The 11,472-nt window shown below is 70.7% G+C and carries 10 protein-coding genes; 6 read left to right on the top strand and 4 right to left on the bottom strand.

Annotated features, from left to right (window positions below; all coding sequences use genetic code 11):
- Positions 1-96: 96 nt before the first annotated feature.
- Positions 97-1,239 (bottom strand): acyl-CoA dehydrogenase family protein, encoded by a 1,143-nt coding sequence (locus V3W47_RS16975; protein ID WP_331826414.1) that lies wholly within the window; start codon positions 1,237-1,239, stop codon positions 97-99.
- Positions 1,240-1,490: 251 nt separating this feature from the next.
- On the opposite strand from V3W47_RS16975, the gene V3W47_RS16970 reads away from it, so the two are divergent.
- Positions 1,491-1,937 carry a hypothetical protein gene (locus V3W47_RS16970; protein ID WP_331826413.1) on the top strand — a complete coding sequence of 149 codons (447 nt, stop codon included), beginning with the start codon at positions 1,491-1,493 and terminating at the stop codon, positions 1,935-1,937.
- A gap of 194 nt (positions 1,938-2,131) precedes the next feature.
- Here the strand turns inward: V3W47_RS16970 and V3W47_RS16965 are convergent, their stop codons facing one another.
- A complete protein-coding gene (locus tag V3W47_RS16965; RefSeq protein ID WP_331826412.1) occupies positions 2,132-2,602 on the bottom strand; it encodes a hypothetical protein in 471 nt (156 codons plus the stop codon).
- A gap of 145 nt (positions 2,603-2,747) precedes the next feature.
- On the opposite strand from V3W47_RS16965, the gene V3W47_RS16960 reads away from it, so the two are divergent.
- The 4 genes from V3W47_RS16960 to V3W47_RS16945 all read left to right on the top strand — a co-directional run bounded on the left by V3W47_RS16960 (position 2,748) and on the right by V3W47_RS16945 (position 8,429).
- Positions 2,748-3,755, top strand: a complete 1,008-nt coding sequence (locus V3W47_RS16960) for an MDR family oxidoreductase (protein WP_331826411.1) — start codon at positions 2,748-2,750, stop codon at positions 3,753-3,755.
- A 185-nt stretch (positions 3,756-3,940) separates the two neighbouring features.
- Positions 3,941-4,633 (top strand): hypothetical protein, encoded by a 693-nt coding sequence (locus tag V3W47_RS16955; RefSeq protein ID WP_331826410.1) that lies wholly within the window; start codon positions 3,941-3,943, stop codon positions 4,631-4,633.
- A gap of 220 nt (positions 4,634-4,853) precedes the next feature.
- Entirely contained in the window at positions 4,854-7,148 is a 2,295-nt protein-coding gene (gene recQ, locus V3W47_RS16950) for a DNA helicase RecQ (protein ID WP_331826409.1), read from the top strand.
- Between the two features lie 147 nt (positions 7,149-7,295).
- Complete coding sequence (locus V3W47_RS16945; protein WP_331826408.1) at positions 7,296-8,429, top strand: LCP family protein; 1,134 nt, start codon at positions 7,296-7,298, stop codon at positions 8,427-8,429.
- A gap of 14 nt (positions 8,430-8,443) precedes the next feature.
- On the opposite strand, the gene V3W47_RS16940 is transcribed toward V3W47_RS16945, so the two are convergent.
- Positions 8,444-8,857 carry a hypothetical protein gene (locus V3W47_RS16940; protein ID WP_331826407.1) on the bottom strand — a complete coding sequence of 138 codons (414 nt, stop codon included), beginning with the start codon at positions 8,855-8,857 and terminating at the stop codon, positions 8,444-8,446.
- A 91-nt stretch (positions 8,858-8,948) separates the two neighbouring features.
- Between V3W47_RS16940 and V3W47_RS16935 the strand changes: the two genes are divergently transcribed.
- A complete protein-coding gene (locus V3W47_RS16935) occupies positions 8,949-10,565 on the top strand; it encodes an alpha-amylase family glycosyl hydrolase (RefSeq protein ID WP_331826406.1) in 1,617 nt (538 codons plus the stop codon).
- 98 nt (positions 10,566-10,663) lie between these two features.
- Here the strand turns inward: V3W47_RS16935 and V3W47_RS16930 are convergent, their stop codons facing one another.
- Positions 10,664-11,416 (bottom strand): serine/threonine-protein kinase, encoded by a 753-nt coding sequence (locus tag V3W47_RS16930; RefSeq protein WP_331826405.1) that lies wholly within the window; start codon positions 11,414-11,416, stop codon positions 10,664-10,666.
- Positions 11,417-11,472: the final 56 nt, after the last annotated feature.

Raw genomic sequence — 11,472 nt, 5'->3', positions numbered from 1 at the left:
CTCCTCCCTCCTTGCGGGGGAGGCCGGGTGGGGGGTGGACGCCACAGGCGTCCCAGCACGTCTCGACGTATATGAAAACCCGTCCCCGACAGGCGCTTACCGCCGCGCCTCCACCCCCAGCCACCGCGCCCCGACGCTGCCGTAGCTCACCTCGTCCGCCGGGGGATGCGTCAGGCCCGCGCGGGCGTCACGCAGCAGGCGCTCCAGCGGCAGCGCGGGGGTGAGAGCCGCGCCCCCCGCCACCCTCACGGCGAGGTCGGTCGCGCTCACGGCGGCATTCGTGGCATAGGCCTTTGCGGCGGCGAGGCCCGGCACGGCCCCCTCGTCCGGCGAGGTGTCCCACGTGCGGGTCGCCTCCAGCAGCAGGGCGCGGGCGGCGGCGAGGTCGGTGGCGATGCGGCCCACGTTCTCCTGCACGCGTGGCAGCGTGGCGATGGGGGCACCCAGGGCCGTGGGCACGCGTTCCCGCGCGTAGGCCGTCAGGGCGTGGAGGGCCGCGAAGCCGACGCCCAGATACGTCGCCGCAATCGCCGTCCAGAACCACGCGCTTCCCGAGGGGTGGGGCGGTCCGGGCAGGGAGAGGTGGTCGCCGGGCACGCGGACCGCCGTGAAGGTCACGTCCTGGCTTCCCGTGCCCCGCAGCGCGAGCGAGCCGTCCCAGGTCTGCTCGATTCCCACCCCCGGCGCGTCCATCGGCACGAGGAGGCGGGCCACCGTTCCCTCCGGCGTGGCGGCGCTCACCACGGCGAGGCCGAGCGCGCGTGCCCCCGTCGCCCACGTCTTGCGGCCCGTGACGAGCCACCCGCCCGACCCGTCCGGCGTGGCCGTCGTGCGGGGCAGCCCGCCGCGAGAGGGGCTGCCAAGTTCGGGTTCGCTCGCCAGCGCGTTTACCAGCCGCCCCTCCACGCTCGCCCGCGCGAGGGCCGCGAGCATCGGCTCCGGCAGCGTCCCCCCCTGGAAGGTCGACCCGACGACGTGCGTGTGCATCGCCAGCACGAGCGCGAGCGCCGCGTTCGCCTCGCCCAGCCGGAGTTGCGCCGTGGCGTACTCGGCAAGCGTGGCCCCCAGCCCGCCGTGTTCCGTGGGCAGCGTGAGCCGCGTGTAGCCGCTCGCGCGCAGGGCCGCCGCTGCCCCCGGCGTCACGTCCTGCGCCGCCTCGCAGGCATCGGCATGGTCGCGGATGGCCTGCACGGCCCGCTCGGTCACGTCCTGCACGGTGGGAGAGAGGACGGGCGTCACGCGGGCAGGGTAGCGCGCGGCGAGGGGGCGGATGTGGGGCGTGGGTAGTGGAGAGCCTTCAGCTTTCAGCCGTCAGCGACCAGTAGCCAGCAGGACTGAACTTTTTCTTCCCTGTCTCGGGCAGGAGCAGGAGAAGGCCGACCTGACCTTCACATTCCCGCAGACCAGAGTGCACAGGGGGCGAGGGGCACGGGACCGGGCTAAATTCACGCCCTTACATTTCGCCTGAAACAGAATATACTCCATTCACTATGTCCAAAGACTCGCGCGACTCCGCCCGCAGCGTCATCCAGGCCCGCTTTCAGGAAGCTGTAGACCGTGATGTCAGCGGCCTCGCGACGCGGCTGTGTCAGGAGCGGGGGCTGCGAACGCCCGAGGGGGTGCCCGCCGAATACCTCTGCATCGGCAGCCACGAGGCGGTGACGCGGCTGATCTGGCAGAGCTTCCACCCCGGCTGGGACGAGGTGGTGTACGTCTACGACGGCCTGCGCGGCGAGCAGTCGCGGTATCTGAATGCCAAGCTCCACCTCACCGTCACGCTGGCCGCCGCCGAGGACGAGCCGACGCCGAGCGTTCAGACGGCCCTCCTGAATGTGAGCCACGCCCTGCACACCCTCTGGCTCGCGTGGGCGGGCCACCAGGCGACGACGACGGACGCGCTGGCGTATGCGGTGACGGAGTTCGAGGATGTGCTGTAGGGGAGCGGTCAGCTCTTAGCTCTCAGCCGTCAGCCGAATGAGAGTAGACCTCCTGTGCAGGTGGATGGCTGGGAAGGTCGAAGGCAGAAGGCAGGGGACTCTCCTTGTTGGCCTTCTGCCTTTTGCAACGTTCGCAGGAAGTCTCCTCCGACGCTTGAGCTTGGAGTCCGCTCCTGGCCCGAACGAACGTCGTCTTACCGACCCGACAGCCCCGCGCGGATGTGACGCCCATACACGGCGAGCATGGCCGCCTCCAGCAGCGCCGCGCCCAGCGCCCACAGCCACACCCGCGACTCAGCGCCCCCGCCCTGCGCCGCCGCCCCCGGCAGGGTGTGGAGGACCCACAGCGCGGCGATGAAGGGCCAGAAGCACATGCCGATGGTGCAGACGAGGCCGAGGGCAAGCGCCAGCCCCGCCCCGAGGACGTAGAGCGGGTGCCCCGGCCTCTCCAGCCATGCCCGGCTCGGCGCAGGTGCCACCGACCTTCCCAGGGCGCGCCACACCCACCACCCGGCCCACAGCAGCGGCCAGAGCAGCACGAACAGGGCGCGGGTCACGCCGATCACCAGCCGGAAGAAGTCGCGGCGTCCGGGCGAGAGGGCGGCGAGGTTCTGCTCCAGCGGGGAGAGGTCGTCGGTGGGGGCGGGAGATGACGGGGCGCTCATCGGGTCCTCCGGTCGGGGCGGCTGGGCGGCTTGCGCTGGGGTGCGGAGTCGCCCCAGTTTCCCACATCCCGCCGTGCCGGACCCTCCCACGCTAGGCTTGGGCGGCACGTTCAATTCCACCGCTCTCCCCGAGGAGGTCCCACCCATGACGCCATCCACCCTGCCCGACCAGTTCCGTGCCCTGCGCGCCGTGAGGGACGACGCGGGCTTCCGCGCCGAGATGCAGACCCTCACGCCCGCCGACCTGCCCGCCGGGGACACCGTGGTGCGCGTCACCCATTCCAGCCTCAATTACAAGGACGGCCTCGCCGTGACGGGCAAACCCGGCGTATTGAAGTCCTATCCCATGACGCCGGGAATCGACCTCGCGGGGACGGTGGTCATGGACGAGACGGGCACACATCAGCCCGGTGCCCCGGTGGTGCTGACGGGCTGGGGCATCGGCGAGCGGCAGGACGGCGGCTATGCCGAGTACGCGCGGGTCCGGTCGGAGTGGCTGGTCCCTCTCCCCGACGGCACCACCCCCGAGTGGGCGATGAGCGTGGGCACGGCGGGCTTCACGGCAATGCTGGCGGTCCTCGCGCTGGAGGAGCACGGCGTCGCACCGGGCGGCGGCGAGGTGCTGGTGACGGGCGCGGCGGGCGGTGTGGGCAGCACGGCGGTGGCCCTCCTCGCGGCGGCGGGCCATGCGGTCACGGCGAGCACCGGGCGGCGGGAGGAGGAAGGCTACCTGCGCTCCCTCGGGGCCGCAAACGTGATCGGGCGTGAGGAGGTGCCCGCGCTGAAGCGTCCGCTGGAGAAGGAGCGCTGGGCGGGCGTGGTGGACAGCGTGGGGGGGGACACGCTGGCCGGAGCGATTGGCAGCACCCGCGCCCACGGGGCCGTCGCCGCCTGCGGGCTGGCGGGGGGCAGCGCCCTGCCCACCACCGTCTTCCCCTTCATCCTGCGTGGCGTGAGCCTGCTGGGCATCGACTCCGTAAACTGCCCGCAGGAGCGCCGCCGAGTCGCGTGGACCCGCCTCGCCCGTGACCTGCCCGCAGAGCGGCTGGCAAGCGTGACCCAGATTCGTCCCCTGAGTGATGTGCCCGCCCTTGCGGAGGAGATTCTGGCGGGCCGGGTGCGTGGGCGGACGGTGGTGGAGATCGGCGGTTAAGGAGCGGCCAGCGGCCAGCTTCCAGCCGCCAGCAGGCACGAGTTGGGCGGCGCGGCCTCCCGGCGGAGGTTGCGGCGAAGCGACGAACGATTCCCGTCAAGTCCCCCGGAGGGTGAGCGGTGGGGGTGGCCGTGTACGCCTCTTCGCGGACATCTCACCCCCGGCACCCCTACGCTGAGCGGCAGATGAACACCCTGCCGCGTCTCGCGCTGCTGACCAGCGCCGCCCTCGCCCTCACCGCCTGTGGCTCGGCCAGCCTGCCTGCCGCGCCGGAGGACCAGCCGCCCGCCACGACCGTCCGGGGCACGGTGCAAACGTGGTCGGGCACGGGCACGGTGAGCCTCCCCGGTTCCTCCGGGCAGACGCTCGCCCGCGCGGATGTGGTAGCGGACGGCACCTTCACCCTGACGCTGCCGGACGCCTCGGCGCTCGCGGGCCTGACCCGGACGGCTCCTGACGCGCTCTCGGAGGTCGGCTGCACGGGCACCGTCACGAGCAGCGACGCGGCGGCGCGCGGCTACGGCTTCGCCACCCTGAGCGCGCAGGACACGGCGGGCACGCGCTCCATCCTCGCCGCCGACCTGAACGTGACCTACGTTCCGCCCCGCGCCACCCTCCGCGCCCGCGCGTGGCTCTACGCCGACCGCGCCACCCGCCTCACGGGAAGTCTGAACTGCGGCTCCCTCATCGGGGCGTCGTCCGCTCCCGTCGCCGTGGACGTTTCCGCGAAGGCGGGCTGGAACGTCGTCGGCGTCGTCGTGAACGCGAGCTACGGTCTCAGCGGTGTCAGCGCCAGCGGCAGCATGAGCGCCACCACCGACGTGGAGACGACCTGGCTTACCTCGGACGAGCTGGTGAGTCAGTTGCCGGGGCGGTGAGTGAAGGGGGGTTGAGGGAATTTGTTGCAGATCGGGCAAGCTGGCGCTAGCCTCCCCCCACCCGGCCTCCCCCGCAAGGGGGGAGAAGCGAAAAGACCCTGTTCCTCGTTGGGCTGAACGGGTCTGGAAACGCTTAAGTCCCTGTCTCCCTCACTGCTGACGGCTGACCGCTTCCCCGATTACGCCGCCAGCATAACCGCGCCGCGCTATCCTGCACCCGATGACCGCCGCTGCCTCCCCTTCAAACAGCACGGCCACCGACCAGCGTGCCCTCTCCGTCCTGAAGTCCGTCTGGGGCTACGACGCCTTCCGGGGCGTGCAAGCCGACATCGTGCGGACGGTGGCCGATGGCGGCAACGCGCTCGTGCTGATGCCGACGGGCGGCGGCAAGAGCCTGTGCTATCAGGTGCCGTCGCTGCTGCGCCCTGGGGTGGGCATCGTCGTCTCGCCCCTGATCGCGCTGATGAAGGATCAGGTGGACGCGCTGCGGCAGGTGGGTGTGCGGGCGGCCTTCCTGAACTCCACCCTCAGCCCGGAGGGGGTGCGGGAGGTGGAGGCGGCTCTGGTCGCCGGGGAACTGGACCTGCTGTACGTCGCGCCGGAACGGCTGCTGCTCTCCCGCACCCTCGACCTGCTCGCCCGCGCGCCCGTCGCCCTCTTCGCCATCGACGAGGCGCACTGCGTCTCCCAGTGGGGGCACGACTTCCGGCCCGAGTACGGGCAACTCGGGGTCCTTCCCGAGCGCTTCCCGCACCTTCCGCGCGTGGCCCTCACCGCCACCGCCGACGAGCGCACGCGGGAGGACATCCTGCACGTCCTCGGCCTGCACGGGGCACCGCAGTTCGTCTCGTCCTTCGACCGCCCCAACATCCAGTACCGGGTGGCGAACAAGGAGGGGCCGAAGACCCAGCTCCTCGACTTCATCCGCGCCGAGCACGGGGCCGGAACGGGTGGGGGGGACGCGGGGATCGTCTATTGCCTCTCGCGCAAGTCGGTGGAGGAGACGGCGAAGTGGCTCCAGACGCAGGGGGTGGACGCCGTGCCCTACCACGCGGGCCTCTCGCCGCGTGAGCGCAACATGGCGCAGGACCGCTTCCTCAACGAGGAGGGGCTGATCGTCGTCGCCACGGTCGCCTTCGGCATGGGCATCGACAAGCCGAACGTGCGCTTCGTCGCCCACCTCGACCTCCCCAAGAGCATGGAGGGCTACTACCAGGAGACGGGCCGCGCCGGGCGCGACGGGCTGCCGAGTACCGCGTGGATGGTCTACGGCCTCTCGGACGTGGTGAACGTCAAGCGGATGCTCGACCAGAGCGCCGCCCCGCCCGACGTGAAGCGCGTGGAGGCCGCCAAACTCGACGCCCTGCTGACCTACTGCGAGGCCGCGACCTGCCGCCGTCAGGTGTTGCTCACGTACTTCGGGGAGACGCTGGAGGAGCCGTGCGGCAATTGCGACGTGTGCCTCAGCCCGCCCCGTGTCCGCGACGCCACCCGCGAGGCGCAGATGGCCCTCTCAGCGGCGGTCCGAACGGGCAACCGCTTCGGCTCGGCGCACCTCACCGACGTTCTGCTGGGCCGCGACACCGAGAAGGTGCGGGCGATGGGCCACCACCAGCTTCCCACCTTCGGCGTCGGGCGGGGGCACGACGAGAAGACGTGGCGCGGGCTGCTGCGCCAGCTCGTCAGCCTCGGCTACCTCGCGGCGGGGGAGCACCACGGCCTCATGGCGACGCCCAAGTCCCGCGCACTCCTAAAGGGGGAGACGACCTTCCAGATGCGCGAGGAGGCGCTGGCCCCCAGAGCCGAGCGGCGTGAGCGTTCCGCCCGGCAGGGCCGCGCCCCGGTGGACGCCCACGACCGCCCCCTCTTCGAGGCCCTGCGCCAGTGGCGGCTCGGCAGGGCGCGGGAGCAGGGCGTTCCCCCCTACGTCATCTTCACGGACGCGACCCTCAAGACTATCGCCGAGCTGCGGCCCGGCAGCCTGAACACCCTGGGCAGCGTGGGCGGCGTCGGCGGGCGCAAGCTGGAGGCGTACGGGGCGGAGGTGCTGGAGGTGGTGCGGGGGCAGGCGGGGAGCCGTCAGCCGTCAGCCGTCAGCCGTCAGCCGACGGTGGCCGAGCGCGGGACAGCGGGCAACGCGGCGGTGCTCGGCGTTCTGCGGGGAGGCGGTCAGATCAGCCCTGCGGTCACGACAGCCTCAGCGATCAAGACAGCCCCAGCCGAACGGGAAGCCAGCCCCACCCCCCTCTTCTCTCCACACGCCACAGGCGACAAGCCACAAGCCTCCTCCAACCCAGAGGTCGCCGCCACCCTCCGCGAACTGCGGCGCGAACTCTCCCGCGAGACGGGCCACAGCGCCTTCGTCATCTTCCCGAACGCGACGCTGGAAGCCCTCGCCGCCCGCCAGCCACGCACGCTGGACGAGTTGCGCGGCCTGCCCGGCATGGGCGAGAAACGCATCGAGGCCTACGGCGAACGCATCGTGGACGCGGTGCTGACGGCGCTGGACGGCTAGGGCGTCCCTTCGGCACTTTGCCAGCAGGCGGGAAAACACCACCGAGGAGGAGGCCAAGTCGCCGGGCTGTTGGGGATGGACGGGGACGCGGACGAGTCAACCTTTGGGTGGGCTTCCCGCTGCCCGTTGACGCTATACACTCGCCCCGTGCGCCGTGCCGCCCTCCTCGTTCTACTCGCCCTCGCGGGTCTCGTCGCCCTGAGTTCGCCCGCCGCGCCCGCCCTGGCCCGCTACGGTGCGCTGCCCCGTAAGGCCGACGGCCCGACCACGCTCCTGCTCGCGGGCGTGACGCCGACCTACCCGCCCAGCGCGGTGTGGCCCTACCCGGCGGCCCCGGAGGACTACGGCGGCCTGACCGACACCATCGTCCTCGCGCAATTTCACCCGGACGGCACGGCGAACCTGCTCTCCATCCCGCGCGACACGTGGATGAACATTCCCGGCTGGGGCTGGGGCAAGATCAACGGCTCGAACGTCCACGGCGGGCCGGAGATGCTCGTCGGCGCGGTGCAGAGCCTCACGGGCGTGCGGGTGGACGGCTACGCCCTGCTCTCGCTGCACGCGGTCCGCTCGCTGACCGACGCGGCGGGCGGCGTCACGCTGGACGTGCCCCAGCGCATGAAGTACGACGACAACGCGGGAAATCTCCACATCGACCTCCAGCCGGGTCTCCAGCACCTCACCGGGCAGCAGGCCGAGGGCTTCCTGCGCTTCCGCAAGGACAACCTGGGCGACATCGGGCGGGTGGCGCGGCAGCAGACCTTTCTCACGGCGATGGTCGGGCAGGTAAGAAGTCCGCTGAACTGGTGGCGGCTGCCCGGCATGGTCGGGGCGCTGGACGCGAACACGAAGTCGAACCTCACGCGGGAGGAGGTCGGGGCGCTCCTCGGCTCGGTGCTGAGCGGCCCGAAGGTCAACATGCACAGCGTTCCCGGCGACTACGGCGGCGGGGGGACGTGGGTGCCCGACCGCGCGGGGCTGAGCGCCATCGTCCGCGATCACTTCCGCGACCCGAACGACCCGCGTACCCTGAGCGTCGTCGTCGTCAACGTCGGTGCCCCGAACGGCTCCGCCCGCCGTCTCAAGGCTCAGTTGGAGAGCCTGGGCTATCAGAACGTGCAGGTGGCCGACGCCCCCCGCGCCGACGTGCCCACTACCGTCACGGGTAAAGCCGCCGCCGCCGTCCTGCGCGATGTGGGACATGGGGAGGTGTCGCAAGCTGGGGGTGTGCCCGGCGCGGACGTGACGGTGAGGCTGGGGAGCGACACGCCGGGGGATTGAGGGAACGAGACCGCTTACTCTTTCCCGCCCGTCTCCTGAATCAACCTATCCAGCAGACGGGAGATGGGAAAGACCTCATCCGCGCCGATGGCCTCCGGGTCAGAGTGGAGGCTCGACCAATACTCAAGGAGCATTCGAGTTGCCGGGTGGTCCTGGTCAGCTACCAGCAACTCGAAGATCGTGGGGAGGAGATCGCCGTGTGGATGCCTCTCCACGATGGCATCGTTTGCGGAGGCCAGGATGAGTTCTCCCACGTCATAGCGTTGTCCCCAGTTGAACTCGGCGGAACGCTCCCGGTAGTACGCGATGAACTCGGGAAGGCGCGTGTGGTCGGCGTACATAATTCCCCAGTCCTGGTCATTCTCGTCATAGGGAAGACCCAGATCGCGGGCCGTTCCAGCGAGACGGTCGGGTTCCTGCTCGGCCATGAGGTCAGGCTACAGCCGCTCACATGCTCTCCCTAAATCGCAACTCTTCTGAATCGATTCAGTCCCCTCCCCTTCCTGCTACGCTCTGTGTGTGACGCAAGCCGACTCCCTGACCGGACAGCTCCAGTGGTGGCAGAGCGGGATCATCTACCAGATTTACCCGCGCTCGTTTCAGGACGCCAGCGGCGACGGCGTGGGCGACCTGCGCGGCATCACGGCGCGGCTGCCCTATGTGGCCTCGCTGGGGGTGGAGGCGGTGTGGCTCTCCCCCATCTTCACCAGCCCCATGCGCGACTTCGGGTACGACGTGGCCGACTACTGCGACATCGACCCGCTGTTCGGCACGCTGGAGGACTTCGACGCGCTCGTGGCAGAGGCAAAGCGGCTGGGGTTGAAGGTGATGCTCGACTTCGTGCCCAATCACACGTCGTCGGACCACGCGTGGTTCAAGGAGGCGCAGACGGGCAAGGACAGCGCCAAGCGGGACTGGTACGTGTGGCGCGACCCGGCAGGTGACGGCGGGCCGCCGAACAACTGGAAGTCCTTCTTCGGGGGCGGGGCGTGGACGCTGGATGAGGTGAGCGGGCAGTATTACCTCCACCAGTTCCTGCCCTCTCAGCCTGACCTGAATTGGCGGAATCCCGAGGTCCGGGCGGCGATGGCGGACGTGCTGCGCTTCTGGATGCGGCGCGGGGTGGACGGCTTCCGGGTGGACGTGATCTGGCTGCTGGCGGAGGACGAACGTTTCCTCGACGAGCCGGAGAACCCCGAGTGGCAGCCGGGACAGGTCGAACACAACAGCCTGCTCCACATCTACACGCAGGACCAACCGGAGACGCACACGTACATCCGCGAGCTGCGGCAGGTACTGGACGAGTTCTCGACGCCTGAGCACGACCGCATGATGGTGGGGGAAATCTACCTCCCGGTCGAGCGGCTGCTCCCCTTCGCGGGCACGCGCGACGCGCCGATGGTGCATCTGCCCTTCAACTTCCACCTCATCCTGATGCCCTGGGACGCCGCACAGGTGCGCGCCTTCGCGGACATGTACGACGCGGCGTGCCGGGCGGTGCATTCCTGGCCGAACTGGGTGCTCGGCAACCACGACCAGCACCGCTTCAAGACGCGGGTGGGGGCCGCGCAGTACCGGGTGGCGCAGACGCTGTTGCTGACCCTGCGCGGCACGCCGACCGTCTACTACGGCGACGAGATCGGGATGGAGAACGTGCCCGTCCCGCTGGAGAAGATGGTGGACCCAGCGGGCCTTCAGCAACCCGACGTGCCGAGCGCCAGCCGCGACCCCGAGCGCACGCCGATGCAGTGGGACGCCACACCGAATGCAGGCTTCGCCCCGGCGGACGCGACCCCGTGGCTGCCCCTCGCAGACGACTTCGAGCGGGTGAACGTACAGGTACAGAACGACGACCCGACGAGTGACCTGAACTACTTCCGCACGCTGACCGGCCTGCGCCGCGAGCATCCCGCCCTGATCGGCGGCGACTACCGCCCGCTGGACAGCGGCCACGCCGACGTGTTCGCCTTCGAGCGCACGCTGGGCGACGAGCGCCTGACCGTCCTCCTCAACTTCGGCGGGGAGGAGCGGCAAGTGGGCGAACTCGCGCGGGGAAGCGTGGTCCTCAGCAGCCTGAACGACACGCCGGGGAGCGGCTCTCCACTGCGGGCGAACGAGGCGCGGATTCTGCGGTAGGGAACGGAAGGTTCAGGGGGCAGGCTGTGTGAGTTCACATCGCCTGCCCCTCACGTCTATCGTCGAGGACGGGCAAACGGCTTGATCTGTCCCTCCCCTCAATGCGGCAGGCTCGCCAGCCTCAGCAGCTCCCCCCGCACGGCCCCGGCGTCGGAGGGGCGGCGGGCACGCTGGGGGTCGGTGAGGTCGGCGTACAGGGGGGAGAGGGGATCGGAGCCGACGGGCAGGAAGACGCCGGGTTCGGGGAGCGACCCGTGCAGGCCCCAGCCGAGCAGCACGCCGACGCCGTACAGGTCGCTCTCCGGGCCGAGCGGTTCGCCGCGCGCCGCCTCTGGACTCTGGAAGGCGGGGGTGCCCAGGCGGGTGGGGGTGGCGAAGACCTCGCGGATGGGGCCGGAGAGGTCGAAGTCCACCAGCGTGGCGCTGCCGTCGGGTTCCACGAGGACGTTCTCGGGCTTGATGTCGCGGTGGACCAGCCCGCGCGAGTGCAGGTGGTCCAGCGCCCCGAGCAGGTGCGCGAGCGTGAGCAGGAAGGCCCGGCGGTCGTGCGTCAGGGCGGGGCGGCGCTCGTAGCGCCGGAAGAGCGTGATCCCGCGCGCCAGCGACACGACCAGGGCGGGCCGCTCGTCCACCTGCACGGCGCACAGGACGCGGGCGAGCCTGGGGTGATCGAGGTCCACGCCGTGCCGCAACTCGCGCGCCGCGTGCGGGGAGAGGCCCCGCTCGAAGATTTTCACCGCGCAGGGCTTTCCATCGGGACCGACCGCGAAGTACACGACGCTGTGCGAACCGCGCCCCAGGGGCCGCACGAGGCGCACCCCCTCCCCCACCACCCGACCGGCCAACGGCATTGCGGCAACGTTAACTCACAAGGGGTGCCGGGCGGTAGGGAGGTGGGCGGGGGGAA

Origin of the sequence: Deinococcus sp. YIM 134068, from assembly GCF_036543075.1 — a bacterium.
In the GTDB taxonomy this organism is placed as follows: Bacteria; Deinococcota; Deinococci; order Deinococcales; family Deinococcaceae; genus Deinococcus; species Deinococcus lichenicola.
This window is presented reverse-complemented; position numbering and strand designations above follow the sequence as displayed.